This is a genomic window from Nitrobacter vulgaris, from assembly GCF_031453995.1.
Taxonomy (GTDB): Bacteria; Pseudomonadota; Alphaproteobacteria; order Rhizobiales; family Xanthobacteraceae; genus Nitrobacter; species Nitrobacter vulgaris.
Genome location: NZ_JAVDPZ010000008.1, coordinates 1 through 24,966, shown reverse-complemented (window position 1 = coordinate 24,966; position 24,966 = coordinate 1). Strand labels below are relative to the sequence as shown.

Annotated in this window: 28 protein-coding genes and 1 tRNA gene; 8 read left to right on the top strand and 21 right to left on the bottom strand. The window is 59.7% G+C overall.

Translation table 11 applies throughout. The features are described 5' to 3' along the window. Window positions 1–20: 20 nt before the first annotated feature. From rlmH to GGQ85_RS06905, 4 genes are all read right to left on the bottom strand, one after another. Entirely contained in the window at window positions 21–503 is a 483-nt protein-coding gene (rlmH, locus tag GGQ85_RS06920) for a 23S rRNA (pseudouridine(1915)-N(3))-methyltransferase RlmH (RefSeq protein WP_309773909.1), read from the bottom strand. 45 nt (window positions 504–548) lie between these two features. Further along, window positions 549–887: a ribosome silencing factor gene (gene rsfS / locus GGQ85_RS06915; RefSeq protein ID WP_374708854.1), complete on the bottom strand. Its 339-nt coding sequence runs from the start codon at window positions 885–887 to the stop codon at window positions 549–551. Window positions 888–1,129: 242 nt separating this feature from the next. Next, entirely contained in the window at window positions 1,130–1,720 is a 591-nt protein-coding gene (locus GGQ85_RS06910) for a nicotinate-nucleotide adenylyltransferase (RefSeq protein WP_309773908.1), read from the bottom strand. 91 nt (window positions 1,721–1,811) lie between these two features. Continuing rightward, window positions 1,812–3,104, bottom strand: a complete 1,293-nt coding sequence (locus GGQ85_RS06905; RefSeq protein ID WP_309773907.1) for a glutamate-5-semialdehyde dehydrogenase — start codon at window positions 3,102–3,104, stop codon at window positions 1,812–1,814. Between the two features lie 465 nt (window positions 3,105–3,569). Here GGQ85_RS06905 and GGQ85_RS06900 point away from each other — a divergent pair, with 465 nt between their 5' ends. After that, window positions 3,570–4,004, top strand: a complete 435-nt coding sequence (locus GGQ85_RS06900; RefSeq protein ID WP_079445562.1) for a hypothetical protein — start codon at window positions 3,570–3,572, stop codon at window positions 4,002–4,004. Between the two features lie 101 nt (window positions 4,005–4,105). Here GGQ85_RS06900 and proB read toward each other — a convergent pair whose 3' ends face one another. From proB to GGQ85_RS06865, 7 genes are all read right to left on the bottom strand, one after another. Then, entirely contained in the window at window positions 4,106–5,245 is a 1,140-nt protein-coding gene (proB, locus tag GGQ85_RS06895; protein WP_309773905.1) for a glutamate 5-kinase, read from the bottom strand. Window positions 5,246–5,351: 106 nt separating this feature from the next. Further along, window positions 5,352–6,428, bottom strand: coding sequence for a GTPase ObgE (gene obgE / locus GGQ85_RS06890; RefSeq protein ID WP_309773904.1), 1,077 nt, complete (start codon window positions 6,426–6,428; stop codon window positions 5,352–5,354). 190 nt (window positions 6,429–6,618) lie between these two features. After that, window positions 6,619–7,221 carry a GNAT family N-acetyltransferase gene (locus GGQ85_RS06885; RefSeq protein WP_079445559.1) on the bottom strand — a complete coding sequence of 201 codons (603 nt, stop codon included), beginning with the start codon at window positions 7,219–7,221 and terminating at the stop codon, window positions 6,619–6,621. 138 nt (window positions 7,222–7,359) lie between these two features. Continuing rightward, window positions 7,360–7,632, bottom strand: coding sequence for a 50S ribosomal protein L27 (gene rpmA, locus GGQ85_RS06880; protein WP_079445558.1), 273 nt, complete (start codon window positions 7,630–7,632; stop codon window positions 7,360–7,362). 85 nt (window positions 7,633–7,717) lie between these two features. After that, window positions 7,718–8,248 carry a 50S ribosomal protein L21 gene (gene rplU, locus GGQ85_RS06875; protein ID WP_309773903.1) on the bottom strand — a complete coding sequence of 177 codons (531 nt, stop codon included), beginning with the start codon at window positions 8,246–8,248 and terminating at the stop codon, window positions 7,718–7,720. Between the two features lie 283 nt (window positions 8,249–8,531). Next, window positions 8,532–9,422 (bottom strand): hypothetical protein, encoded by an 891-nt coding sequence (locus GGQ85_RS06870; RefSeq protein ID WP_309773902.1) that lies wholly within the window; start codon window positions 9,420–9,422, stop codon window positions 8,532–8,534. Window positions 9,423–9,490: 68 nt separating this feature from the next. Further along, a complete protein-coding gene (locus tag GGQ85_RS06865) occupies window positions 9,491–12,283 on the bottom strand; it encodes a hypothetical protein (protein ID WP_309773901.1) in 2,793 nt (930 codons plus the stop codon). A 359-nt stretch (window positions 12,284–12,642) separates the two neighbouring features. On the opposite strand from GGQ85_RS06865, the gene GGQ85_RS06860 reads away from it, so the two are divergent. The 3 genes from GGQ85_RS06860 to GGQ85_RS21070 all read left to right on the top strand — a co-directional run bounded on the left by GGQ85_RS06860 (window position 12,643) and on the right by GGQ85_RS21070 (window position 14,933). After that, window positions 12,643–13,770, top strand: a complete 1,128-nt coding sequence (locus GGQ85_RS06860) for an ROK family protein (protein ID WP_309773900.1) — start codon at window positions 12,643–12,645, stop codon at window positions 13,768–13,770. A gap of 384 nt (window positions 13,771–14,154) precedes the next feature. Continuing rightward, a tRNA-Ser gene (locus GGQ85_RS06855) sits at window positions 14,155–14,244 on the top strand. A gap of 503 nt (window positions 14,245–14,747) precedes the next feature. Next, window positions 14,748–14,933, top strand: a complete 186-nt coding sequence (locus tag GGQ85_RS21070; RefSeq protein WP_445376076.1) for a competence protein CoiA family protein — start codon at window positions 14,748–14,750, stop codon at window positions 14,931–14,933. Window positions 14,934–15,139: 206 nt separating this feature from the next. Here GGQ85_RS21070 and GGQ85_RS06850 read toward each other — a convergent pair whose 3' ends face one another. From GGQ85_RS06850 to GGQ85_RS06840, 3 genes are all read right to left on the bottom strand, one after another. After that, window positions 15,140–15,334 carry a hypothetical protein gene (locus GGQ85_RS06850; protein ID WP_079445553.1) on the bottom strand — a complete coding sequence of 65 codons (195 nt, stop codon included), beginning with the start codon at window positions 15,332–15,334 and terminating at the stop codon, window positions 15,140–15,142. 339 nt (window positions 15,335–15,673) lie between these two features. Beyond that, window positions 15,674–16,099, bottom strand: coding sequence for a VOC family protein (locus tag GGQ85_RS06845; protein WP_079445552.1), 426 nt, complete (start codon window positions 16,097–16,099; stop codon window positions 15,674–15,676). 420 nt (window positions 16,100–16,519) lie between these two features. Continuing rightward, window positions 16,520–16,900 carry a hypothetical protein gene (locus tag GGQ85_RS06840; protein ID WP_079445551.1) on the bottom strand — a complete coding sequence of 127 codons (381 nt, stop codon included), beginning with the start codon at window positions 16,898–16,900 and terminating at the stop codon, window positions 16,520–16,522. On the opposite strand from GGQ85_RS06840, the gene GGQ85_RS06835 reads away from it, so the two are divergent. After that, on the top strand, window positions 16,882–17,097 hold the full coding sequence (locus tag GGQ85_RS06835; protein ID WP_139372816.1) for a hypothetical protein: 216 nt from the start codon (window positions 16,882–16,884) through the stop codon (window positions 17,095–17,097). The two genes, GGQ85_RS06840 and GGQ85_RS06835, sit on opposite strands and share 19 nt — an antisense overlap. A gap of 329 nt (window positions 17,098–17,426) precedes the next feature. Continuing rightward, entirely contained in the window at window positions 17,427–17,873 is a 447-nt protein-coding gene (locus GGQ85_RS06830) for a hypothetical protein (protein ID WP_079445549.1), read from the top strand. 893 nt (window positions 17,874–18,766) lie between these two features. Here GGQ85_RS06830 and GGQ85_RS06825 read toward each other — a convergent pair. From GGQ85_RS06825 to GGQ85_RS06810, 4 genes are all read right to left on the bottom strand, one after another. Beyond that, window positions 18,767–19,171 (bottom strand): DUF3597 domain-containing protein, encoded by a 405-nt coding sequence (locus GGQ85_RS06825; RefSeq protein ID WP_079445615.1) that lies wholly within the window; start codon window positions 19,169–19,171, stop codon window positions 18,767–18,769. Between the two features lie 96 nt (window positions 19,172–19,267). Then, window positions 19,268–19,756 (bottom strand): cupin domain-containing protein, encoded by a 489-nt coding sequence (locus tag GGQ85_RS06820; RefSeq protein WP_309773899.1) that lies wholly within the window; start codon window positions 19,754–19,756, stop codon window positions 19,268–19,270. Next, on the bottom strand, window positions 19,713–20,234 hold the full coding sequence (locus tag GGQ85_RS06815; protein ID WP_309773898.1) for a hypothetical protein: 522 nt from the start codon (window positions 20,232–20,234) through the stop codon (window positions 19,713–19,715). Before GGQ85_RS06815 ends, GGQ85_RS06820 begins: the two co-directional genes overlap by 44 nt. 59 nt (window positions 20,235–20,293) lie before the next feature. Then, window positions 20,294–20,650 carry a hypothetical protein gene (locus GGQ85_RS06810; protein ID WP_309773896.1) on the bottom strand — a complete coding sequence of 119 codons (357 nt, stop codon included), beginning with the start codon at window positions 20,648–20,650 and terminating at the stop codon, window positions 20,294–20,296. A gap of 275 nt (window positions 20,651–20,925) precedes the next feature. Between GGQ85_RS06810 and GGQ85_RS06805 the strand changes: the two genes are divergently transcribed. Next, window positions 20,926–21,330, top strand: coding sequence for a helix-turn-helix domain-containing protein (locus tag GGQ85_RS06805; protein WP_309773895.1), 405 nt, complete (start codon window positions 20,926–20,928; stop codon window positions 21,328–21,330). A gap of 121 nt (window positions 21,331–21,451) precedes the next feature. Continuing rightward, window positions 21,452–22,585, top strand: coding sequence for an acyltransferase family protein (locus GGQ85_RS06800; RefSeq protein WP_309773894.1), 1,134 nt, complete (start codon window positions 21,452–21,454; stop codon window positions 22,583–22,585). Between the two features lie 812 nt (window positions 22,586–23,397). Here the strand turns inward: GGQ85_RS06800 and GGQ85_RS06795 are convergent. From GGQ85_RS06795 to GGQ85_RS06785, 3 genes are all read right to left on the bottom strand, one after another. After that, window positions 23,398–23,625, bottom strand: coding sequence for a hypothetical protein (locus GGQ85_RS06795; RefSeq protein WP_309773893.1), 228 nt, complete (start codon window positions 23,623–23,625; stop codon window positions 23,398–23,400). Beyond that, a complete protein-coding gene (locus GGQ85_RS06790; RefSeq protein WP_309773892.1) occupies window positions 23,618–23,791 on the bottom strand; it encodes a hypothetical protein in 174 nt (57 codons plus the stop codon). The genes GGQ85_RS06795 and GGQ85_RS06790 overlap by 8 nt, the downstream gene beginning before the upstream one ends. Window positions 23,792–24,176: 385 nt before the next feature. Continuing rightward, window positions 24,177–24,665 carry a ferritin-like domain-containing protein gene (locus GGQ85_RS06785; RefSeq protein ID WP_309773891.1) on the bottom strand — a complete coding sequence of 163 codons (489 nt, stop codon included), beginning with the start codon at window positions 24,663–24,665 and terminating at the stop codon, window positions 24,177–24,179. Window positions 24,666–24,966: the final 301 nt, after the last annotated feature.

Below are 24,966 nucleotides of genomic sequence, written 5' to 3'. Positions count from 1 at the left end.
GGCGCGTTCAGCCGAGCGCACTAACCGCGGTGATAAGGATGGCCGGCCAGGATGGTCGCGGCCCGGTAGATCTGCTCCAGCAACATGACGCGTACCATCTGATGCGGCCAAGTGGCAGCACCGAACGCAACGCTCAATCTAGCCCTGCGCCGCAATTCAGGCGAAAGTCCGTCCGCGCCGCCGATGACAAAAACAGTGCTCGCCACCGACTCGTCCCGCCAGCGGCCAAGATGTTCCGCAAACGCGGCGCTGTCGATATTTTTACCTTTTTCGTCCAGCGCCACCAGGACCATCTCTTCGGGAGCCAAAGCAAGAACTGCGTCCGCCTCTTCGCGAATGCGCTGCTCAACATCGCGGGCGCGACTTTCCGCAATTTCATGGATATCCAAGCCGCGAAAGCCAAGCTTGCGCCCGATATCCTCGATGCGTCCGCGATAGCGATTGGCGAGCTCCCGCTCAGGACCCTGCTTAAGACGACCTACGGCAACGACGACGAGTCGCATCTGCGCACGCTGACATGCGATAATTGAATCGCAGCGGCGAACGGTTCAGACCGTTTTCGCCGTTGCCGTGTTTTGTATCCACAATCTCTCGAGATTGTAGAATTCACGAACCTCAGGCCTGAACACATGCACGATCACACCGCCGGAATCGATCAGTACCCAGTCGCAATTGGGCATGCCCTCGATATGGACTTTCTTGACTCCGGCATCCTTGAGGCCCTTGGCCACATTTTCGGCGACGGCCCCGACATGACGGTTGGACCGACCGGTAGCGATGACCATGTAGTCCGAAAAAGCCGACCTGCCGCGTAGGTCAATGGTGACCGCATCTTCCGCCTTCATATCCTCGAGGCGGGAAAGGATCAGCTCAAGGGTCTGTTCCACATCCGGCTGCGCCTCCGCAATGACGGCGTCTGCCGAAGTCCTTCGTGTTCTAGGCCCGTCGGTCTTGGCTTTCGTTCTCTTCAGCGCCGACGATCCCGGCGAGGAGGATGAAGCAGACCTGGACAATACAGGTGCGGTCAGGGACCATTTCCTTTCGCTGTACCGACGCCGACTCCCGGCACCGATGGGTTATAATACGCATGTAGGGGCGGAAGTTTCAATATTCCAGTGAGGCCGCGCCTTCATGTTTTGAGGCTTCCGTCCATCCATGTTCCGTCCCGGTTCCGCAGCCCGGTCGAGGACAACCGCGATTTCATTCCCGTGAGGAAAACCCAGGCAGGCAGGCGGTGCGTGGCCAATCGGTCGGCCCTGGCTTCGGGCAAACGCCATCGCGCAAGCGCCTGCGCGGCTGGCGCCGCAAGAGCGCGGAAACTGTGCGGCGGACGATCGACCACTGCGATCGGCACCGCGGCGGCGATCCGCTGCCAGTTTTCCCAGCGATGAAACTGCTCCAGATTATCGGCGCCCATGATCCAGACAAAGCGCACGTTTGCGCACCTGCGTCGCAGATAGGTTATGGTGTCAATGGTGTAGCGCGTTCCGATGACAGCTTCGAGACAACTGATATCGATCCGCGGATCACTCGCCATTGCCGACGCCGCAGCAGCGCGTTCGCTGAGAGCGCGCAGCGCCCGCGCATCCTTGAGCGGATTGGCGGGTGAAACGAGCCACCAGACCCGGTCGAGATCCAGCCGCTTCAAGGCATACAGGCTGACGGCACGATGCGCGGCGTGAGGCGGGTTGAACGACCCGCCAAGCAGACCTATGCGCATGCCATCGGAATGAAGCGGGATGGCGTCTGAAGCGACGGAACGCGACCCCAAAATCAATCCCCGCGCAACCCGCAGGATGATCCAATTGCGCTCACGGACGGACCTGCCCGCTACCATGTATGCGATATTTGAAACTGGTCAGTTGCTCGGCGCCAACCGGCCCGCGCGCATGGAATTTGCCTGTGGCGATGCCGATTTCGGCGCCAAAGCCAAATTCGCCGCCGTCGGCAAATTGCGTCGAAGCATTATGCAGCACGATCGCTGAATCGACCTCGTTAAGAAACCGGGCAGCCGTTTCGGGATCCTCGGTCACGATTGCGTCTGTGTGGTGCGAGCCGTGGCGCTGGATATGATCAATGGCACCACCGCAACCATCGACCACGCGCGCAGCAATGATCGCTTCGCCATATTCGGTGTCCCAGTCATTATCGGTCGCGGGCCTGACCCGCGGATCAATACCCTGCACGACGGAATCGCCGCGCACCTCACAGCCGGCATCGATCAGCGTTTCGATCAACGGCTTCAGAGTGTCCCGCGCACCGGCGCGATCGACCAGCAGCGTCTCGGCTGCACCGCAAACGCCTGGGCGACGCATCTTGGCATTGAGCACGATCGCCTTCGCCATCGCAAGATCGGCAGCGCCATCGACATAGACGTGATTGACGCCCTCAAGATGCGCAAACACCGGCACGCGCGCCTCGGCCTCGACACGCGCGACAAGGCTCTTGCCGCCGCGCGGCACGATCACGTCGATGCCGCCGTTCAACCCGCTCAAGAGCAGCCCAACCGCAGCACGGTCCCGCGTCGGCACCAGCGTGATCGCCGCTTCCGGCAATTGCGCCTCGCGTAATCCCTGCACCAGACAATCATGAATAGCACGGCATGAGCGAAAGCTTTCCGAGCCGCCGCGCAGGATTACAGCGTTGCCAGATTTGAGACAGAGCACGCCGGCGTCGGCGCAGACGTTGGGACGACTCTCGAAGATCACGGCGACCACCCCGAGCGGCACACGCACACGCTCAATGGTCATGCCGTTGGGTCGCTGCCAGCGCTCGATGACGCGCCCCACCGGATCGTCGATCTCGCGGACGACCTTCACGCCGTCAGCCATCGCCTCCACGCGCGCTTGCGTCAGCGTGAGACGATCGATGAACGCCGCCGTCGCACCGCCGTCGCGTGCATCAGCGACATCTTCCGCATTGGCCTCGAGAATCGCAGCCGCATGTTTCCGGATCGCGCGCTCCATCGCATCAAGCGCCTGATTCTTCTGCGCCGTTGAAGCAAGACCGAGCGCTCGCGCGGCTACACGCGCCTGTGTTGCAAGGTCGCTCATCAAGACCGGAAGATCGGCCAAGGCGCCGACCGCCTTCAGGGAGGCAGTCATATCAAATAATAATCCCCGCTGTTTGTTCTCTCTTGAGGTCACGTCCTAGCATAGAAATCCGTGTCCGGCGAGGCGCGAGGCAAAAGCGTACAGCCTCTGAAAGGAGCGTGGGTCACCATCGAGTGAAGCGATGCGCGCGAACAGCTGTGCTCGCGCATAACGCGTCATATCAAATATTGAAACATCAGCTAATGCCGAGCAGGATTCGATCCTGGCGTTGCCGATGTACTTTCCGGCAGCACGAACGGAAATCCAGGGCGAACAAAACCACACCGAGTATCAGCTTAGCAACAGCACACAACTCTCCGTGACCCTGAAACCTGCCGTGATCGACGCTGTTTTCTTTCTGTACGGCTGGCTAGCTCAATGCGGTCGCGCCAGTCCCCTTGCCGCGGTTATGGCGTCTCGCCACTCCACCTCAAAACCGTCAAGCCCGCATTGCGCATCAAAGAAAGGTAATGTCCCATGATCAGAGAACCAATCGCTCATAACCACCCGGCAAACGAGACTTATACTCAGCTTCACTCTACCATCCCAAAGATTGCAGCCGGCCTAGTTGCCTGGTTTGTACTGATGGCATGGGTCTTTTTTGACAGGCAGAGCTTCGTCGCACTTCCGCTGGCCTTCATCACCGTTCTGTTTCTGGTGGCCGGCCTGTGTTTCAGCGGGTCGTTTCTGGTGTGGTACAGGCATCAGCCGGACTACGACAAGCATCCGAACGAGGTCCCGTTCCGAGATTGGATTACGGGCAAATTTGCGGTTTGGGGCAGTCAGCAGAGCTCCAAGCAGGCGGCCACCGAGATATTGCTCCCGATGGCGGCGGCTGCCTTTGGAATCACGGCCATGGGAACCATCTACGCGATCCTCAGCAGTATGATTGGCTCCAGCATAGTCAGCTAATGCGTTTCCACTCAGCCAGAAAATGCTCTAGGATTCATCATGGCCCGGCATAAAGCCGGGCTTGACGATTCAATCAAGCCTGTCCTTTCTAAACAGCCACTCTAATCAGCCTCGCCGCGCAACCCGCCAACCACGAGATCGTCGCGATGGATCATTTCGGAACGGCCGCTGACCCCCAGAAGCTGCGCGGCGTCGGAAGACGAGCGTCCTTTGATCTTGTCGGCATCGACTGCATCGTAGGCAACGAGACCGCGACCGACTTCATGCGTATTTGGGCCACGCACGATGACGGCATCGCCCCGCGCGAAATGTCCATCGATCCGGGTCACGCCCGCCGGAAGTAAACTCTTGCCGGCGCGTAGCGCTGCGACCGCGCCGGCATCGATCGTCAGCGTACCCTTGGGCTCCAGCGAACCGGCGATCCAACGCTTGCGCGCCGTGACCGGATTCGCCCGCGTCAGAAACCAGGTGCAGGGACCAGCATCCATGATGGCCTGCAATGGATGTTCGATCTTGCCGGAAGCGATCAGCATGTGCGTGCCGGCGGTTGTTGCGATCTTTGCTGCCTCGATCTTGGTCCGCATTCCGCCGCGTGACAATTCGGACGCAGCGCTGCCTGCCATCGCCTCGATGTCTGCGGTGACCCTCTTCACCACCGGAATCAGTTTTGCCTCCGGATTGAGATGAGGCGGCGCGTCATAGAGACCGTCGATATCCGACAACAGGATCAGCAAATCGGCGCTCGCCATGGTGGCGACCCGCGCGGCAAGGCGATCGTTGTCGCCGTAGCGGATTTCGTTGGTAGCCACCGTGTCGTTCTCATTGATGACCGGGACTGCGCGCCACTCGAGCAGCTTTGCGATGGTCGAGCGCGCATTGAGATAGCGACGGCGTTCTTCGGTGTCCTGCAATGTCACCAGAATCTGCCCCGCGCCGATGCCGTGATCGCCCAACACTTTCGACCAGATCCGGGCCAGTGCGATCTGCCCAACGGCGGCTGCGGCCTGACTCTCCTCCAGCTTCAATGGGCCGCGCGGCAACTTCAGCTTGCTGCGGCCGAGTGCGACCGCGCCGGACGAGACGATCAACACGTCGCAGCCGTCGCCATGAAGCGCCGCGATATCGGCAGCCAGCGCCGACAGCCACGTCGCGCGAACCTTGCCCGCCGCGGAATCGATTAGAAGGGACGAGCCGACCTTGACGACGATGCGACGAAATTTCTTGAGATGCGGGCGGGTCATGGCAATCGACGGTCAATCGAAACGACAGCGCAGCTTTCATCACATGAAAGCGGCGGCTAGGAAAGCGGAATACCGATGGGATCGTTCCTGCTTACGCGGGTATCGCCTAGAGTGACCACGGCTTGGCCCGGGCCACCGGTGTTTTTATCGCCTGCGCAACCGAAGCATCCGCGCCTTTGGCCTTGTCCGAGACGGGCGCTTGCCCGATGACCTCGACAAGCGCGCGCAATGCTTCCGGCACGCCATCGCCCGTGACACCTGATACCAGCAGCGGTGTCTTTTTCGCGGCGCGCTTGAGGCGGTCGCGCTGCTTCTTCAAATCCTCAGCCGATACCGCGTCGATCTTGTTGAGCGCCACGATCTCGATCTTCTCGGCAAGCGTTCCGGCGTAGGCCTCCATTTCCCCGCGCACGATCTTGTAGGCTCGACCCGCATGATCGCCGCTGGCATCCACCAGATGCAGCAACACGCGGCAGCGCTCGACATGTCCGAGGAAACGATCGCCGAGTCCCGCGCCCTCATGCGCGCCTTCGATCAGGCCGGGAATATCCGCCAGCACGAATTCGCGGCCATCCGCATTCACCACGCCGAGTTGCGGATGCAGCGTCGTGAACGGATAGTCCGCGATCTTCGGCTTCGCTGCGCTGACCTTGGAGAGAAACGTCGACTTGCCGGCATTGGGCAGCCCGACGAGGCCGGCATCCGCAATCAGTTTCAGCCGCAGCCAGATCCAGCGCTCCTCCCCTAGCTGGCCGGGATTGGCGTTGCGCGGGGCGCGATTAGTGGACGACTTGAAATGCGCATTGCCGAATCCGCCATTGCCGCCTTCCGCCAGCACGAAACGCTCGCCGAGCTGGGTAAAATCGTGAATCAGCGTCTCGCGATCCTCGTCGATGATCTGGGTCCCGAGCGGCACCTTGAGCACGATGTCTTTGCCGTTGGCGCCGTGGCGGTCGGAGCCCATGCCGTTGGCGCCCTTCGGGGCCTTGAAGTGCTGCTGGTAGCGGTAGTCGATCAGCGTGTTGAGACCGTCGGCGACCTCGACGATGACGTCGCCGCCGCGTCCGCCATTGCCGCCCGAAGGACCTCCGAACTCGATGAACTTCTCGCGGCGGAAAGCCACGCAGCCGTTACCGCCATCGCCGGAACGGATATAGACCTTGGCTTCATCGAGGAATTTCATAACCGATTAGGTAGGATAGGTGGACTGGCGAGGCAACGGCCGTGCATCGTGATCGGATCACGGCCGTTGCCTGAAATCGTCAGATGAAGCGGTTTCGGGCGAAGCATGTCCTCAGGCTTGCCCCGGGGATGGATGCTGGCTCGGGTGAAGAAAAACGCGTCGGCATGCCGCTCCCCAAGATTTTCAGATGTCACCGTTCGCGACGAGCGGCACTATTCCAATGCTTCAGCGACGACCATACGCTGCGGGACAGGCGGAAACGATCGATCGGTGTGGACGAGCCGAGCGCCCTGATTCGGTGCAGTTCGACGCCGGTCCACTGGAAGCCGCACTTCTCTAGCACGTTGCGCGAGGCCGGATTGACCACGCGCGCGCCGGAGACCATGCGATCGACGTTATACTCCTCAAAGGCGTAGTCGATCACCGCGCGCGCGGCCTCGGTGGCGAAGCCCCGGCCCCAATAATCCACGCCGAACCAATAGCCCAGTTCAGGCGCATCTGGCTCACTCCAATCAACGCCAGCTACTCCGACCGGCACATGATGGTGCTCGACCAGAAACACCATCTCGCGGCTATCACACGCGACGGCTTCGACGAAGCGAACCGCGTCATCCAGCGTATAAGGATGTGGCAGACGGCGCGCCATCTCCGCGATGCGACGGTCGTTAGCGAGCGCCGCAATGACCCTGGCGTCCGCATGGGCCGGCTTGCGCAGCGTCAACCGCTCGGTCTCAAGCGCGAACGACCGCCGATCGCGCAGCAAGGGCGTCGGGATGGGCATGTCCTGCAGCATGGTCGGGCTCCGTGATGCGAACGCAAGCCTTCATGCGAGCGCAAAATAAAAAAGGAGGCCGGTTTCCCGCCTCCCCCTTGGAGCCATCAATGCCCCACCGGTTCAACAGGTACCGGCGGACGTGATGTCATCCACCGTCTATTCGGCTGCGACTTCCGTCATCGGGAGGACCGATACGAAAGTGCGGCCGCCGGCTTTTACGCGAAACGCGACGCGACCTTCGACCTTGGCGAACAGGGTATGGTCAGTGCCCATGCCAACATTAAGGCCGGGATGCCAGGTGGTCCCCCTCTGGCGGGCGATGATGTTACCGGGAATCACGCGCTCGCCGCCGAACGCCTTGATTCCAAGGCGTTTGCCGTGCGAATCGCGTCCATTCCGCGAAGAACCGCCTGCCTTTTTGTGAGCCATCGCCCGTCTCCAACTTCGTCCGTATCTCTAGATCATTTCCGTGACAGAATCATTCATTTTCTCTCACGGAGATTTTTAATTGCTCTTAATCGTCGGATTTCGCCTTCTTGGCAGCGGGCTTCTTAGCCGGAGCCTTTTTTGCTGGAGCCTCCTTTGCCGGAGCCTTGTCAGCAACCTTCTTGGCGGATGTCTTTTTAGAATCGGCTTTTTTCGTCGCGGCCTTCGGCGCCTCGTCGCTACCCTCGCCTTCTGCAGGCTTGACGACCTTTTCCTTCTTCGGGCGCGGCCCGATTGTCGGAGCCTTACCGTCAGCCAGAATCTCGGTGATACGCAGCATCGTGATTTCGTCGCGATAACCACGCTTGCGCTTCGAATGCTTCCGACGACGCTTCTTGAATGCGATCACCTTGGGACCGCGCTTGTGCTGCAGCACCTCCGCCGCGACCGAGGCGCCTGCCACGGTGGGCGCGCCAAGCACCGGCGTGTCGCCGCCCAGCACCAGAACCTCGCCAAGCTGCACGATCGTCCCGACCTCGCCGGCGATCTTGCCAATCTCAAGTACATCATCCGGAACGACACGATACTGCCGGCCGCCGGTTTTGATGACTGCGAACATCGTTTTATTCCTTCGTGTTCGATCCCGGCCTCGGACAGGTCCGGGCCGGCTTTTTGTTCAGTCGCATGGGCTAATATCGTTTCCGCGCGCTCGGGGCGAAGGCCTGCCGGCCGCGCAAAAACAAGCGGCGCGGGAAACACCCTGCGCCGGTTGGCGGCTTTATAGTGGCCCAGCGAAGGGAGTCAAGGCAACCGCCCGGCAAATGCCGGCGAAAATGCCGGATTTGGCGGATTTTCGGCCATTCTGGCCTGCTAGAGCGGCGGCGCGCTGGCCTGACGGCCGCCTATTTGATGAGCCCACGAATATCGTTATCGCGCCAAGGGCTTGGAAGACTGGATTGGACGCAATAGCGGGCGTTATAGTCGGCGCCGTCTGCGCGTCGGGTCGTGAAGCTGCGGTCGTTTGCGATCTCGTAGCTGACAGTCTCCGTGGCGGCGGTCGCGCTGCCGAGTTCGCTGCAGGATTCCCGCACGCGGTAGCTGGTCGGGCCGGTCTGCTCGATCGCCTTGAATTCGCAGAGCGTACGAGCCGCGCCGATGCCGCCGCGGCGAAGCAATTGCAGCGTGGCATTGGATGCCTGACCGCAGGGGGTGTCGCTGGCGACATAATATCCACGCTGCAAGGGCAGGCTAGCGGCGGCGATCGGCTTGGCTGGCGGGGCGTTCGCGGGCGACGACGCGCCGCTGCCGGACGGCGCCGTACCATTGCCGGCCGCAACGCACTGCTGATAGGCGAAAATGTACGGGTGCTTGCTGTTCAGTGAGGCGATCAGCAACATGGACTGCTCGTTGATCTTTTGCAGTTGCCAGATTTCGGTCGCCGACCACGTCTCGCCTTCGCCGCGGCAGGCGAGAGTCAGCCGGATCGTACCGCTGCCGCTATCAGCCTTCGAGGCCGGGATCGACGTGTAACGGCACTGCGTTTCGTGATAATCGACGGATTCCGGACTGATGCGGATATGCGTATCGGTCTGCGCGGCGGTGCCCCAATCTGCCTGTTTGCAGACGCCGGTCTTGCCTTCCATGTTCTGCCAGACACCCTGAAATTGCGCCGGCACGAGCTGTTTCGCGACTCCGTGCGAGGGGGCGGCAAGCAAGATTGCCAAGGTCAGGCTCGCCATGGTGCCGACGTGAGTTCGCATCGTCACTGACTGCTTCATTGTCGGCTGCTTCATTGTCACGTTCTGGCGCGACCGGATCGGTGCGATCCGACGCGCGCGGCTGTTGCTGCACCAAGTTTCGCTCATCGGGAATCGCGGCTTCCGCTGACCATTGTCCAGCCATCGGTGTTGCAGATGAACAGGCTGTCTTGTACGCCGGGCGCTGAGAAAAGCTGTCCCATCCGCCCGGTAATCGCCGGACTGTTGCTGGTATGAGAGACCGAGAACAGGCAGCGATAGCGGCCCTGACCGGCATCCTTGGCGCAACTGATTTTCTTGAAGGCAGTCAGGCGCACCCGCATGCCGCCCTTGCCGCCGGTCAGCGCCAGGATTTGCAGGCACTCGATGCCGAGGACCGGATCGTTGCGGTAGCCGCCGGAGAGGCATTGCCGCTCAAGATCGCGAATTGCTTGATTGGCCTTGGTCAGCCGTTGGTTGACCAGCAGGAAGATGTCTTCCGCGGTCGGCTCGCCAGGCTCGGCCAGGGCGCTGCCCTCGCTGAAATCGATCAGCCGCATTTCCGCGCGCGCGACGCCGTCGTTGACGGCGGTCTGATACGCCCCGATCGTGCCCGGTCCGTCGTCGATGGTCCGGGCGTCGACATATTTCAACGCTTCGTTCCGCACGCTGGTCTCCGGATCGCCCGCCGGTTTGACCGCCAGCATCGCTGTCCGGAACGCCTGCTGGATCGCGGTGTCGTCCAACAGAGTGCGCTCGCGCGCCGACACGGCGCGCAACGAGCCGTCACGGTCCGGCGTGAAATGCGCCGCCATCATGCGCGACACCGGCGCGAGTTCGGCCCAGATGCGCCGGATGGCGGCGAGTCCATCGAGCGATTGCGGTGCTGCCTCGGCCTGAGCGACCGCCCTGACGTAAAGCGGCTGCGCAATCGCATTCGCCTTCGGCGCCGCTTGCTGCACAAGAACTTGCCGCCGTTCTTGCGGCAGCGACGACTTCTCGATGGTGCCGAGCAAGTCCGACAGCTTGCTCAATGTTGCGAGACTATCGTCGGCGGCGATCAGCGACTTCAGATCCTGATTGAAAACGCTCTCAAGCACCTGATTGGTTTTGGTCTTTAGGCTGTCCTCGAACGCAGCTTTCCTCGCCGGTGCGACGTCGTTGTAGCGGCTCGCCGCCTCCTTGCCGATCGCGGCAATCCGTTCCAGCGCCGGACGCTCCAGCGGCAGCTGGCCGACGGTCTGGACCATTTCGTCGAACCACTTGTCCGCCTCGGCGCGGTTGGACAACAGCGACGCGATGTCGACGAAGTGGCGCTCATTCAAGAACGAGTTAGTAATCACCAGATTGTTGAGCGCCTGGATTTTCATGGCGCGGATGCAATGGGTTTGCATCAACTCCCAGATCGAACGCCGTTGCGCCTCCTGCATGTCCGCAAACGGCAGGCCGAACACCGGCACGAATGCTTTATTGGCGAAGGCATCCATGATCACGCGTGTGCCGGCATCGAGACTCATGCGATTGAGGTCGGTGCTGGCGACAAATGGCGCGATCCAGTTTCGCAACACCGTGCATTGATCTTGGCGCGAAGGCGCGGCGGCAAGCAGCCCACCGATGCCATCCGCCAGCTTGACCGGTGGCGTTCGCCCCGCGTCGAGTTGCTTCTGCAAGGTTGGGTCGGCGCGCGTCAGCAGCATTTCGTTGGGCAGCCTGCGCAGCGAGGTCCGTGCATCGCCCCCAGGCGCTTCCCAGATATCCCGCGTGCTCAACACCGGCACGAGAGACAGGTTGTCACCGACGGTCGATATAATGAAAGCGCGCGCCCGCGACAGCACATGATACTGCGGACCGCTACCTTCGGGCCTAAATATTCCGGTGGCCTCACGAGTTCCGGCCACCATGAGAATGGTCCGATGATCGTTGACGTAAAGCGGCACCAGCACGCGCCGCAGCCGGTCGCGCGCGGCGGGCGGTTGATCGTCGGGCATGGAGGCGAACAATTCGGCGAAGCCATCGTTGCTAAACGACATCGTCAGGTCGGTATGGCTGCGGCCGGCGTAGGTCCAGACGCCAACCATGTTGGCGTTGAACGCGATGGGCTTGCTCTCGCCGTGTCGTTCAAGCTTGATCTGTTGACAGTCGGACGCCGTCACGTTGCCGGCTAGCTGTTTGCCCGATAGATCGAGCAGCGCATCGTCAATCTTGAAAGAAAACCGCGGATTTCCCTCGACTACCAAACCGGCGTCAAATTTCACCTGGCTGCCGTCTGCGTGACCGGTGGTAACGACGATCTGTTCGGCGGTCTCGGCAACGCCGGGGCGTGCCTTGTTCAGTGTTTTAAATCGAAATATCGCAGCCAGTTGGTCGCCGTCCTGAACGATGTCGGCCTGCGCGTCGTGCGTCTCGGGTTCGCGCCGCTTCGCGGTGCACGTTATGGTGCCTCGCCATTGTCCCTGAAGCTTGCCGCCGCTGGGCGGTTGCGGTTTGGTGACGGGCGTATTCGCGGCCGCGGCATTACCCGATGGCGCCGCGGGGGTGTTGCGCGTGGCGGTAAAATTGTCGCCAATGCCGCCGCAGCCCGGCATAGTGCCTTCGATCATCAAGCCATTGTCACGCAGGCGTCCGACCAGTCCGACCGCGGTGTAGCCGCTAGGGCGTTCGATCCAGTCGCGCGGCACGAAAGTAAATCCGCCCTTGGCATCGATGCTGCCGCTGACTTTGTAAGCGCCGCCTTTGTCGCGCGCTTCCGGCACAGCAAAACGGAAAGTACCTTCGAATTTGGTGTCCGACCGTTGCAGATCGAGCGTGAAGGCAATGTTGCGGTTTGCGCCGCATGAATAATTGCCTTGCCAGGTGCCGGCGAGATCGGCTGCAAGAGCTGAACCGGCGAATCCGAATGTGCAGGCGGCTACGAGCAAACAGCTCCGGTAAGAAAATCCCACAATGAATTGCCCTGATAAGTCGGAAACGACGCGGCGTGAAAAACTGGGTCTGAATAATGGCTTGCAGTCTGCGCCGAACGTAAGCATCAAACCTTTCGCGGCGCCAGACAGCGGTATCGCGGGTGTTAACTGGAAGGTCAATGCTCCGATTGTCCGGCCGGGCTGCGCGCTGCGTTGGGGGTGCATAGCCCGCTGATTCCAGTGGGATTCGATCGATGTACCCGTGGAATCGGCCGCGCCGAGCGGACGGCGCTGCGACGATTTGACCGGGCCGTTGCAACCATCCGGTTCCCACGCCGTTGTGTTCCGGGAATACCAACAACAGCAGGGGCGCAATGGCCGAAGGCAATGCAAGCACCGCAGGCATCGGCAAGCACGGTGTTCTGCGGCTGCCATCCGTGGACGTCGACAGCTACAACATCGAGTTAAAGGACGAGGAGGGTTTTCTCGGTGACCGCGCCTGTAGGGGGGCTTTCCGGAAAATTCTCGACGACCTGCGCAAACCGCTGAAGAAAAACGGCGACGATCCTCTCGGCAAGACCCCCTCCGCCGAGATCGGCAAAGGATCGCTCGATCAGACGCTGGTCGGCGATGACATCGAGGCTGCGGCGCTGGTGCACGGCGCGATCGAGGAATTCGCGCAGGAACTGGCCTATGTGACCGGGCGCTTCCTCAAGACCAAGGCTTGGACTGACACCGAATGCATCGTGGTCGGCGGCGGCTTTCGCAAAAGCCGTGTCGGCGAGATCGCGATCGCTCGCGCCGACCTATTGCTGAAAAGCGAGGGTCACAAAATCCACCTGATTCCGATTCGCTTCGATCCCGACGAAGCCGGGCTGATCGGCTGCCTGCATCTGGCGCCCTCCTGGATCTTCGAGGCGTTCGACAGCATTCTGGCGGTTGATATCGGCGGGACAAACATCCGCTGCGGAGTGGTTGAAACGAAATGGAAGAAGGCTGCCGACCTGTCCAAGGCCGGGGTGTGGAAGTCCGAGCTGTGGCGCCATGCCGACGACGAGCCGACCCGCGAGAGCGCGGTGAAGAGACTTGCGAAGATGCTGAAGGACCTCATTTCGCAGGCGGAAAAACAGGGGCTAAAGCTCGCGCCTTTCATCGGCATTTCCTGTCCGGGCGTAATCGAGGAGGACGGATCGATCGAGAAAGGCGCGCAGAATCTTCCGGGGAACTGGGAGAGCAGCAGGTTCAACCTGCCGGGTTTGCTGATCGAGGCCATTCCGGAGATCGGCGGTCACGACACTACCGTGCTCATGCATAACGACGGCGTGGTGCAAGGTCTGAGCGAAACGCCCTACATGCAGGATGTCAAACGCTGGGGCGTATTGACCATCGGTACCGGCCTTGGCAACGCGCGCTACACCAATCGCAGGAAAGAGAACAAGAAAGAAAAGAATATCGAGGACGGAAAGGACAAAGATAAGAAAGACAGGAAAGCCAAGGACTGATCTCCTTTCACAACACTGATCTCCTTTCACAACAAAGTAACCTTGATTGGTGAGGTTAAAATCCGGATCGCGTTGCCGGTTGCGCAAAGACCGCTACGGTCGGATGGTCGCGCAGGTGGTCCGCGAAGCCGCACTTCCGGCCACGATTTAATGACGCGGCACGGGACCGCCGGTTATTATCGCGTCCGGCGGTCCCACCACTCGGCCACAACGAGGCACCGATGGCCTCAGTTTGTCCGCGGCTTCCATGGCGAACCTCGCTGCCGGTTCGATTTTGCATTTGATCCCGCGGCAATGTATCAATGCGCGCGTTCTTCGCGCGAACCAGTTTCCACTTAGCCTGAAAACGCGCTAAACGCGGCCCCGTCCGCCCGGGCGGCCCCTGGAGAGGTGGCAGAGTGGTCGAATGCACCGCACTCGAAATGCGGCATAGGTGCAAGCCTATCGGGGGTTCGAATCCCTCCCTCTCCGCCATATCGCATTGAAAAATAACGATATTTTTGGATTTTTCAGATATGACCCCCGGATATACCCCCATCGCCTGCAATCGATCTGGTAGGTTCTTCATCCTGAACCTCGCCGCCCCACCTCACCACGATGCAAATTATTTGACCATACTACGGTTGAGAACTACGGTCCCGACCCGGTATCAACGCAACCGCGATCCGAGGCACATGCTGCATTGTTCTCGCGAGCTTCACTCCGGGTTAACCAGGTCATCCCCAGCCCGGCGGCGCGCGGCACGAGATGTCATCGAGATGATCGAACGACTCACCACGCTTCCAGCGCGGCGAACTCCTCAAGCGGCGCATCTTCGGCGACATCGCTTACCTCGTTACCGCCTTTAGCCTTACCTATTCGAGGACCCGATCCAGCGGACCTCTTATAAAGCGCAAGAGCGCGATGGAACCAAGTTACCGCCGCTCAAGCACCACACCCACAGCGCACTTGGCTTAGCCTTGCCTTCACAGCTGTGAATCGCCAAGAGCTTACTGCCCTCAGACCGTGCCATCTTCAACACTCGGATCGAAGCGGCGCAGGCAGCCAAGGGGCCAGCCTATGCCTGCCCAGGCTGCGGCGAGCCGGTGACCCTAGCGAAGGGACGCATTTGGCGGCCGTATTTCGGGCATCGGCCGGGCGGTCTGCAGCTATGCCGCGCATGAAACATCACGGGCCAAGGAACTTGGCCACCGCCTATCGCGCGCAGCCTATCGTGCGACGTCGAGGCGGAGGTTTTGTCGATCGCCGGCGATCCCCGCTCAGACGTGCTGCTGCCGTCGGGTAGGCCAATCGTGTGGCTTTCGAGGGGCAGCATAGTACGCTCGACTATACTTCTCCCATAGCAGCTGTCTCCTCAGGGATATACCGCTTACGAAGCTGGCTCCTCATCGCTCGGGTCATCACTACCAAGCAAACTATTGTACATGGCGTCCGTGAATGGCCGCATAAACTCATAGATCTGGCTGTACTGGTCTGCTTTCAGGAGATGATAGGCCTCATCGAGTTCGATCACTTTATCGAAACGGAACGTCGTCGGCGCTTCCACGGCCAGTATGACCTGCATGTCAGCCGGTAATTCGTGGCGATGTACTCGATCATGACCGGTAGGTTAGTGGTGTCCTGTCCTTGTTGCTGGGGTGAGTCTATGACTGCAGGCATGGAAAACGAACGTATTCACTTCGCGAAGTCTGCCAGAGAGCCGCGTAGTACCCAAAATCGACCTCGGCCCGCCGCTCCCGGAAAGCTTTGGGCGGCTGGTGAGCTTCGTTCCCTTGGACTCAACGGGCGGCATATTGAGCGCCTGCAACGCAGCCGCATAAGACGTCCGGAAAATAGCGAGGATAAGCGCCGCGACACCCAATGAACAAGGCCCCGAGTTTTTTCGGGGCCTTTTCTTGTCGCTTCAAGCGGCAATCGCCGTCGTTACTGTCTGCCGTTCGACGAGCCCCCAGATATGGCCATCCGGATCGAAAAGGGCCGCCACCCGCCGACCGGCGGTGTCAGTCTCGATTCCATTTCGGACCGTTGCACCGGCGGCAATCGCAGAACGAACTGCTGCATCCAAATCCGGAACGGTTAGGTTCACGATTGCATTCACCGCGCCGGCGGCCTTCGGAAAGAAGGGACCGCCGCGCTGCGGTTCCTGTTCTCGCTTCGGGTTTGCCCCACACACGTTAAATGTCGAGCCGCCAAGGCGCATCTCCACGGCCGAGAGACGGCCATCCTCGTTATGCGTGGCCACCTGCTCGGCGCCGAATGCGGCCCTATAGAAATCCGCCGCGTCCCGCAGCCGTTCCAACTCAACAAATAGGGTCAATCCCAAGTCCATGTCGTGCCTCCATCGTCAGAATCCTGTCGGTCAGGATACGCCTGATTCGACGTCCTCAGTCCCTCATTGTTGACACGACGTTGCGGTTTTCAGCCCCTTCGTGACCGCTTGTCGTGTCATTGCTCGACGAATTCGCCAACATGGCTTGTGCAGTCGTTTTGAGTGAGCGGAATCTGAGAAAGCCAGCCATGGTGTCATACGCTTCGCTCCTGACCCCAAGCTGGTGAGGCGGGAGGAAACCTCCCCCTTAACCCCCACCAAACGGCTTCCCGCAGCCGTTTGCGTTGCCGCCGTATGACAACATGGGTTGTGCGTTATTCAAGCCGACGTCACACACCATGGCTTGTCCGGCTCGCGCACATCGTAAGATAGCATGGCTTGTTCAAAGCCGCCGGTGGACTCATCCTCAGTGACATCGTTTCACTGAGTTGGTGCCATGCCTTCAATCCTGTCCGTCCGTCTCGATCCCGCGACATCCGCAGCACTCACCGCTGCGGCCGCATCGGCCGAGACGTCGGTTTCAGGTTTCGCCCGCACCGCGATCATCAAAGCCCTTCCGGATCGTGCAGGACTTCCTGCGGTACGTCCGTCGCCGCCGTGGCCCGCCTTGTCGGTGAAGTCGGCAAGCTCACCGGTGCAACGGTTCAGATCGCGAAGGCTCTTCGCGAGATCGGGCGCGCTCCGGGACATGCCGCTGCCGAATCCGTTCTCCAGGATATCCGCGCCACGCAAGCCGACCTTGTTCGCATCGTTGACCGCCTTCGAGCGGTGGATGTCGCCGCATGATCGCAGGCGCCACACGCGGCACCGGCGGACCCGCCTTGACTGATGAAGCGATCGCGGCCACGGTCGTTAAAGCGCGTGATGCATGGGACGGCAAAGTCTATCTCGACGGCGACTGGACCCAGCATGAGCAGGACCGTCTATGGATCGCCGCGCAGCGCGCAGGCGTCGAGATTCAGAATTGCGAACCGTCCGCTTCCGCACAAGCTGCTTGAAAACGCGAACACGAAGCCGTCGCGACGACCACGCGAACGATTACGTCGGCACGGTCTGCCGTCGCCGCCGACGTCAAGACCGCTGCGGGTGGCGATCTTGAAGCTTTGAACCGCCTTCCGAAGCCGCTCCAGGCTTTCGTGATTTCGCACCTTGACGACGACCAACGGAAACATCTGTCGGCGCAGGGCGTGGCGTACATCATCCCGGAGCTGGATCGATTCCGCAGCCTCGGCAATGACGAGCCTGCCGAATTCGAGCGCCGTGGAGAGCGTTTCTCGCCACCTCGGCCGCGCCATCCCGACCGCGATGCTAATGGATTCGACATTCGATGACGGTCGCTCCGCACATCCTCCGGCGCTACGTGATCGACCGTGCCAGCGGCCGGACGCCGCGCCATGAGTGGGCTTACTACGCGCCAGACCTCGCGGCCTGGATTCGCACAGACGAGACGGCGGCCCGGCGCCATGAGCATTGGCGCCGTATCCGGAAAGCCGGACAGCCGTGGTGCGACGTCATGGGCCACCAGACCGCAGTTGCCGACGACCTCGCCTTGCGGATGTTTTTCCTGACTGTCTCCGGAGACGACTGGCCGTCCCTTGCCGCCGCCGTCCGGGAGCACTCCAAGCGTTGCCTCCGCGACTGGACTGCTGCGGGGCAACACCTCATGGCAGCAGTCACGGGCGCGACGGCTGCCGTCATTCCGGATACGCCGGGACCGCTCGACGGATGGCCCGCAGCACGCGGAGACGGCCCCCGCAGCCTCCTGCCGCGTTGAACGACGGGGGTCTTTCTCCCGTGGGCAATCATCCCAGCCGCCCCGCCGACCCCATCCAATGCGCGTTTAAACCTGTCTATTTTTGGAACACCTTCATTGGAAACTCGAAAAACGGTATCAAAACAGCGAAATGACGTTCCGGGAAACGGCAGAGGCTTGCCACAATCTTAGAAAACGGTGCTAAATTACCGAAATCTTCATTCCGCGGAATGGCTGCGGGCGGTTGCGGCGTAGCGGATTTGTCAGTTATCGGACGTCGGCCTCCCGGAACGGCAGGAAACATTCTCTCCGGTAGTCGCCGACGAGGTTTGATTCCTAGGCGTCCGGAATAATGTTCCCTGTGAGAATAAGTTTCGGCCGGGGTTCCCCGCACTCACCCCAGTTCGATGCTTCGGACGGCACGACGCGGGCCACGGGTCCCGCGCCTGGACGCTGCGCGTCCACCGTCCTCCCGCATAGAACCGGGGGCCCCGTCGCGCGGTGACGTCGGAAACGCGCGCAAGGCCCCTCCGCTCGACGTCCCGCCCTACGGGGCCGGACGGTGAACAAGCGTAGGCGCGCGTTTCCGTCGTCAACCCTCGGCCTGATTCCGCAATTGTTGACAAGGTTTCGGAAGGCCGTTTACATCGCATTGGTACACAAAGCCAATGTCGCGGTCGAAGAAGTCATTACTTTTCAGGCGCTTACAAGGATGACGGTTCGAATCCCACTCTCTCCGCCATATCAGATTGAAAACATTAAAGAATATTGATTAAAATATAACCCCCCGGATTAACCCCCGCGTCGTATGCCGATAGAATTGAGCGTTTGAGATAGGGATATGTGGCCCCACTTCACAGTACCAATCGCCACTTGTCGAACTCCTGCTGGCATGAATCGAAGCGAACCTCCCGCTAAGCTGCGCGGGTGAGATCAGGCGGTAATTTGCCGCCGTTAGCTGCCAGCTGTGCCATCATTTGCTTATGCAGCCAAATGTTCATTGTCCCGGAGTCATTCATGTCGCCGGGAAAGCCCAGATCCTTCGCCAGCTCCTTGCGAGATTCTAGGCTGGAGTCGACGTCGAGAGCCTTCATGAGATCAACGATCGAAGTTCGCCAGGCCAGCTGTTCGTTTTTCTTCGCTACAGCCTTGTCGAGAATGGCTGCAACGTCAACAGTGCTGCCGGCGGCCGTTCCATTTGAGGTAGAGGTGGCCGGGGTCGCAGCAGACCCGCCGCCTGTCTCGGGTTTTGATGTCGGTGTCGCAGCTTCGGCGTGGCTGCCGAAGATGGCACCCATGATCTTTCCAAATATGCTCATTGTGAGGCTCCGTTCGGCCGCGAGGAACAATTCAACCTCGAGATAACGCGCCCGATCAGGTTCGTTCCATCCCATTCCGCCGCCCTGAGATTGGCTTCAATCAGTGTAGGGCTTTCCATCCTTATGCAGGAATTGCCAAGCTCCCGTCGAATCCAGCACTGCCTCAAGATCGTCGTTTGGATAGGTAGCGGAATCCCCAGGTGAGCGGTCACCGATCTCCAGATACACGACATCGGATCCCGTACGATTGATCAGATGATGCGCAAGACCCTTAGCCGGAAAGCCAGCGCACATGCCTGACTGGAGCTCGAACTCTCCCTGATCTGTTGCTAGCGTAGGTTGGCCTTCCAGAATGAAAATGAATTCGTCCTGCTTATCGTGCCGGTGCATCAGCGAAGACATACCTCCCGGCAAAAGACGTGTCAGGTTGACGCCGAAATTCCGAATCCCGAACAGATCACCAAGCGGCCTCTTCTGCCGCCTCGCCATCTGCGACCGGTACGGCTCGGGATAATTTGAAGATCGCGCACGCAGCGGGGCATCATGCGCGGCAATGCAAATGGTGCCGTCGGGCGCCTTGCTCATTATATTCTCCAACCGTTGAAGCGATGGCGATTTGAGGTAGCCTCAACCCGAGGTCGCTCGTAAGCGCCTGATCTGGCGCCCGGACCTTCTCTCCAAGGCGCAACCTATTTTCGATTGCTTCACGAATGGCCGGCGAGGTCGACGGCGCCGAAATCTCATATAGCGCAACACGAGAGAGGCCTTTCACCAGCCAAAGGCGATACCCATAGGGCCGGGCAACATTCGTCACAGCTGCGCAACTGGTCGGATTAAGTCCGAACTTGTCGAAGGCGAGCTGGGTTATGCGAGACGTCTTGTGTTCTCCCTTGTGCTGGAGGAGGAACAATCCCTCGGCGATCACGATTTCGGCCTTAGACTTTCGCTCGACCCGCGGCTTCTGAGTGGGCTCAGGTTCGAAATGCTTCCTCAACTTGTTTTCCAGGATCATGCCCAGATACTTGCCGAGCGATGTTTCGAGGAAAAGGTCGAGCTCGTGCATGACCTCGAAATGGTCATCAGTGGCGGCAGATGATCAAATGCCTCGAGCCATTCTGAGCCCTAGTCCGTCCACGCGCGTTGCCGAGTCATCACATGGTGCACGGCCTCAATCACCGGCGCGACCAGCGCATTTTCGTTGTCCGCGGACTCGATGATCGTCACGATGAGAAGATTGACGTGGCCCTCGTCATGGTACCGCAGGACGCGTTCTAGCCTGGCACGTGCTGTCGCTTCGATAATCGGCCGATCAAAAGAGCATAGGATCCGTTGGAGCGTTTCCGCGCAGATCTCTGGTGGTGTCGGTTGGAACGCAGGAATCCATTGCTTGGCCGCGGACAACAAACTGGTGCTCACCACGCTGCTAGCCTTTCGCCATTGCGCTGTATCAGGTGTAAGAGCGCGATCGAGGAATTGCAACGTGATGCGCCTAGTGCAGCGGCTCTTCTACGATGACCGTTACATAGTTTGTATCCGGAGGACCTTATCGTTGCACGCGCACGTCGCGGCGTAGCCGCGCCCCTAGTTCATAGTCGTAGATCCGATCGGGAAGTGGAACTAACGCCAAGTCGAGCAATTCCATTCCATAGCGAATTAACTTCGAATTTTCATCATGTGATCGAGTTGAATTTGACGATAACTGCAACTGATTGTACCGACAGCTTGCTGCCGCCTTCCGGCGAAGAGACCAGGATATGTCGACTAAGTCGCCCAATTACATTGACAAGCATGTCGGCAGCCGTGTGCGCATGCGCCGCATTATGCTCGGCATGAGCCAGGAGCAACTCGGGGAAGCTTTGGGGCTGACATTTCAGCAGGTTCAGAAGTACGAAAAAGGCACTAATCGCGTCGGTGCCAGTCGCATCAAGCAGATTTCCGAGATCCTTGGAATTCCGGTTTCTTTTCTATTCGAGGGTAGCCCCACGCGTATCTCCGCGACCGAGGATCCCGGCCAGGTGCCATCACCTGACTACGTTTCCAGTTTTGTCGCAACATCTCAGGGACTAGCCCTGATCCGCGCATTCACTCGGATCACTGATCCAAAGCTCCGCCGCAGCGTCGTCAACCTGGTCGAGCAGATTGCGTGTCGCGAAGACTAAAGACGGCGATCGTTACGACGGGCACTTTAGGAACGTGCAATGGGGAGGAACTAGCCCTGCTGTGACGGATGCCCGTTCAACGTTGTGTTAAAGGGATCTTCAGCGATAGGGCGGATGGTGCATGCTCTGGAAGATCAGGCTCGTGCAGCAAATTCAGACAGCGCCCTCGCGGCTACCGGCCCTCGACCTGCTGCGGCTCGCCGCTGTCGCAGGCGTTATTCTGTATCACTACGGTTTCTGGGGCCCCTATTCGCACGGCACGTATTTGGTGGCGCTTCCGGAGTTAGCCCCGATTGCGCAATACGGTTTCCTCGGCGTACCCGTCTTTTTCGCAATTAGCGGCTTTGTTATCGCTTTCTCGGCGGAGGGGCGGACGCCGACGGGGTTCGCGATCGCCCGCTTTAGTCGCATCTATCCCACGTTCGTCGTTTGCATGACCATTACCTTCGTTGCCGTTGCGCTGTTCGGTGCGGGTCACTTCGAAGTCACGGCGCGGCAGTGGTTGTGCAATCTCTTCATCGCGGCGCCAATGCTCGGTCAGCCCTATATGGATTCCGCCTACTGGTCGCTTGTAATTGAGGTGGTGTTCTACATTTGGGTCGTCATTCTCATGGCGTCAGGATTGTTTCCAAGCCGGATGGACGCGATCATCGTGGTATGGCTAGCAATCACTTCCGCCAATGAGCTCACGATCGACGCACCCATTTTCGAGAAGCTCTTCATAGCCGACGACAGCGGGTTTTTCGCGGCCGGTCTCCTCATCTACGAGTATTATCGCGGACGCCGTGATCTGCGCCTGTGGGCGCTGTCGGTATTGGCGCTGGGTACAGTGGTATTCCAAACCGTCCATAAACTTGAACGGCTTGGCGTACATTCCGACAGTTCATTCGACCCAAAGGTGGCCGTTGCCGTTTGTCTGATTTCTTTCGCGTCTGTCTTTCTTGCGACCAAGGTCAAGCGCATGCCGCTGCCGGCAAAGGCCGTGCTCGCCGCCGGCGGCATCACGTATCCCCTTTACCTGTTACACATGCAGCTCGGCTACGTCGTCTTCACGGCGCTCGCACCACAGCAACAAAGCCGGGCCTTGACCATGGGTATTATCGCCGGTGCTTTCGCACTCGCCGCTGTTGTGTGGCGTTTCTTCGACCGCCCGTTACATCGCCTAACAAAAGAAAAGCTTGCGACGCTAGCAAGCCGATCCGGACTCCAAGTCAGAGCAAGGCCAAGGTCAATGCGTATTTCTTCGGATCGCTGATTATCTGGCGCTCGCGATGAGAATCTGGGTCGTTCGGCACCTGGTCATTCGTCGGCCCTCACCGGCCTCTAGCCGGCACAGGCCATCAAGCTCGTCGCGATCCACTCAGTCCTAAGCAAGGATCGCCGCACCCGGCGTTCAGCCTATGGTTCAATACCATCCGAGCGATTCGATTGTGGTGAGGGTCAAAGATCGGATGGGCGAGAAAGAAGGCTTGATTAGAGCCCGCTATGCCGTCTCGGTTTTGAGGGTTGCGAGAGGTTCGCCTGCCCAAAACGCGCTTAGGCTGGTGGAAGGCCTAGCGAGAGACTTAGAGACTGACGGCGAAATCGCGGAATCCGAAACCACTTTCTTATACGCCTGTCGACAACTCGTCGGTGCCCTACAAGCGGGCGTCACGGCACAGATCGCATGGGACAGGGCAACCGCGGCGGCGGCTGCGTGGTTAGCGTTACTGGAAGCCAAGTAGCTCATTGCCTCCTTGCCCTGACGAAGCCGCGCTTGCATCGGGGGATGAATGACCTGCCGAGCCGGGGCCGTTGCTGCTGTATGCTATTGAGGTGACGAGCTTGATGGCCTTCTCCATACGCTCCACCAGAGTCGTGAAATATGAGCTGGGCTCGACCTTCACATTGATGCCCGGTCCGAGCTCGGCTTCACCTCTACGTCCACCTTCGCCGGTGCTGATGCGTTGGCATCGACAGGGGGCGGCGACCAACTCTCACCCTCATTGCGAGGATCGGGCATACGGAAATGGAATCCGCTCTCCGCTAAGCGTGCGCCGAGGATCTCGCATTGGCAGCGGGAGGCCGTCAGGGAAGTCCGGGATTTGATTTCGGAGATCGCTCGTCGGCATGGGGAAGAATTGAGCCGTCGGGCAAGCGCCGTGGATCGCCCTTCGGCATCGGGATCTTGCCCTCGAGCGGCGCGTCGTCACCTTTGAGCCAGTTGATAAGTTTGCCGCCACGGGATTCGAGAGGACAATTCCCGGTCTCGATCGTGGAGGTGAACCGTGACAGCGCATTGGCGAAGCTATTCATGCGCCCAATCATGAAACTCGTATTCCCCACCGTTCTTCTCGAGCAGACCGGCGGACTGCATCGCATGCCTTGATTGCTTGGTCTTCCGGCCACCGATCAAGGCCGAGTTGCTGGTCGCAAGCTTCACGCCGAAGCCCGAAGTATGACTTGCCAGGACTGGAAGCACGTTCTCTATGTAATCTTTGGAAAGCCCGTACTTCGCGGCGCCAGCGGCTGCGACGTCCGAACGGAACTGATCTCCGGTGTAGTCTGCGTTTGTCGATCTCGCTATCGACGATGCGTTGAGAAGGATTTGAACTGGTCAGAAATATTGGCTTGACATAACCGTTATCCGAGACCGGCCTTTCACTCGTGCTCATGCTGCTACATCCTACCAGCCGTGCTGTAGTCCAGCAGTAAGATCGCAGTCAATGAATTGCAATGCACAGCCGTAGCTGTCGTCAGATGTGCAAGGTGCGCCGGCTCGCAATTGACGAGCAGCAAAGGCTTGTTAGCTTGCCACAATAGAAAGACCCGCCGGAGCGGGTCTTGTCTGCCCTCACTCGATGAGGCTAAACATCCAAACGGCTGAGATATTTGCCCGTCAACCCCGGCAGATGGCTTTCAAGGTCATCAGCCATCGCAAGCTCTTCCTGCAGAATACCTTCGCAAACCGCCTTCGTTCGGCCATCTCCGACAGCTTCGGCAGCGGCAATTAAAACTTGATACGCCGCGACTTCCATGTGTTCAAACGTGTAGCTCGCCATCGCTCCCTTGATGATCTCATCTTCTACGAACATACCACTCATACCTTGGCCGAACGCGACCATCTTCCCCGCTACATCCTTCAAAGTCAACGTATCGCCACCGCGACGCTGAATGCATTCCTGAAGCGATTTAGCCTGCCTTTGGGTCTCGCCGAGATGCTTTTCGATGAGCGTCTTTATCTCAGGGTAGTCGTCGGTCCGGCCTGCCAAGGCCTTCAGCATCGTCTCGGCTTGTTCTTCCATGGCGTGCGCATCGCGAAGCCAAGCCATGAGGTTCTCTTCAGCCTTGGTCATATCAGGTCCTTCACTTTACCGGTCAGTATTGTTCGCGACTTATTGCGACGGTTGTCTTCGAGGCGGGACATCGCCTCAATGCCATCACCCCTGAAACGTTCCTAATTGGGAATGAGATTCAGAAGGATCCGGTAGCCTGGCTGCCGAGGCCCACCCACACTAGCTTGGACGCGGCCGCTTTAGTTGACGACGCTAGAACCGATCGGCATTCATCGCATCCATATCATGGCTGCTGCGAGCTTGATGAAGCCTGTGAAGTGTTCTGTTCGCCTGTCGTATCGGGTGGCGAAGCGGCGGAAGT

What these genes read in the sequence shown, in the direction of transcription:
- rlmH (WP_309773909.1), bottom strand. Translation starts at nt 503, where the DNA reads ATGCGACTCGTCGTCGTTGCCGTAGGTCGTCTTAAGCAGGGTCCTGAG.
- GGQ85_RS06910 (WP_309773908.1), bottom strand. Translation starts at nt 1,720, where the DNA reads ATGCGCATAGGTCTGCTTGGCGGGTCGTTCAACCCGCCTCACGCCGCG.
- GGQ85_RS06905 (WP_309773907.1), bottom strand. Translation starts at nt 3,104, where the DNA reads ATGACTGCCTCCCTGAAGGCGGTCGGCGCCTTGGCCGATCTTCCGGTC.
- GGQ85_RS06900 (WP_079445562.1), top strand. Translation starts at nt 3,570, where the DNA reads ATGATCAGAGAACCAATCGCTCATAACCACCCGGCAAACGAGACTTAT.
- proB (WP_309773905.1), bottom strand. Translation starts at nt 5,245, where the DNA reads ATGACCCGCCCGCATCTCAAGAAATTTCGTCGCATCGTCGTCAAGGTC.
- obgE (WP_309773904.1), bottom strand. Translation starts at nt 6,428, where the DNA reads ATGAAATTCCTCGATGAAGCCAAGGTCTATATCCGTTCCGGCGATGGC.
- GGQ85_RS06885 (WP_079445559.1), bottom strand. Translation starts at nt 7,221, where the DNA reads ATGCTGCAGGACATGCCCATCCCGACGCCCTTGCTGCGCGATCGGCGG.
- rpmA (WP_079445558.1), bottom strand. Translation starts at nt 7,632, where the DNA reads ATGGCTCACAAAAAGGCAGGCGGTTCTTCGCGGAATGGACGCGATTCG.
- rplU (WP_309773903.1), bottom strand. Translation starts at nt 8,248, where the DNA reads ATGTTCGCAGTCATCAAAACCGGCGGCCGGCAGTATCGTGTCGTTCCG.
- GGQ85_RS06870 (WP_309773902.1), bottom strand. Translation starts at nt 9,422, where the DNA reads ATGAAGCAGCCGACAATGAAGCAGTCAGTGACGATGCGAACTCACGTC.
- GGQ85_RS06860 (WP_309773900.1), top strand. Translation starts at nt 12,643, where the DNA reads ATGGCCGAAGGCAATGCAAGCACCGCAGGCATCGGCAAGCACGGTGTT.
- GGQ85_RS06850 (WP_079445553.1), bottom strand. Translation starts at nt 15,334, where the DNA reads ATGCAGGTCATACTGGCCGTGGAAGCGCCGACGACGTTCCGTTTCGAT.
- GGQ85_RS06845 (WP_079445552.1), bottom strand. Translation starts at nt 16,099, where the DNA reads ATGGACTTGGGATTGACCCTATTTGTTGAGTTGGAACGGCTGCGGGAC.
- GGQ85_RS06835 (WP_139372816.1), top strand. Translation starts at nt 16,882, where the DNA reads ATGATCGCAGGCGCCACACGCGGCACCGGCGGACCCGCCTTGACTGAT.
- GGQ85_RS06830 (WP_079445549.1), top strand. Translation starts at nt 17,427, where the DNA reads ATGACGGTCGCTCCGCACATCCTCCGGCGCTACGTGATCGACCGTGCC.
- GGQ85_RS06825 (WP_079445615.1), bottom strand. Translation starts at nt 19,171, where the DNA reads ATGAGCATATTTGGAAAGATCATGGGTGCCATCTTCGGCAGCCACGCC.
- GGQ85_RS06820 (WP_309773899.1), bottom strand. Translation starts at nt 19,756, where the DNA reads ATGAGCAAGGCGCCCGACGGCACCATTTGCATTGCCGCGCATGATGCC.
- GGQ85_RS06815 (WP_309773898.1), bottom strand. Translation starts at nt 20,234, where the DNA reads ATGCACGAGCTCGACCTTTTCCTCGAAACATCGCTCGGCAAGTATCTG.
- GGQ85_RS06805 (WP_309773895.1), top strand. Translation starts at nt 20,926, where the DNA reads ATGTCGACTAAGTCGCCCAATTACATTGACAAGCATGTCGGCAGCCGT.
- GGQ85_RS06800 (WP_309773894.1), top strand. Translation starts at nt 21,452, where the DNA reads ATGCTCTGGAAGATCAGGCTCGTGCAGCAAATTCAGACAGCGCCCTCG.
- GGQ85_RS06795 (WP_309773893.1), bottom strand. Translation starts at nt 23,625, where the DNA reads ATGAATAGCTTCGCCAATGCGCTGTCACGGTTCACCTCCACGATCGAG.
- GGQ85_RS06785 (WP_309773891.1), bottom strand. Translation starts at nt 24,665, where the DNA reads ATGACCAAGGCTGAAGAGAACCTCATGGCTTGGCTTCGCGATGCGCAC.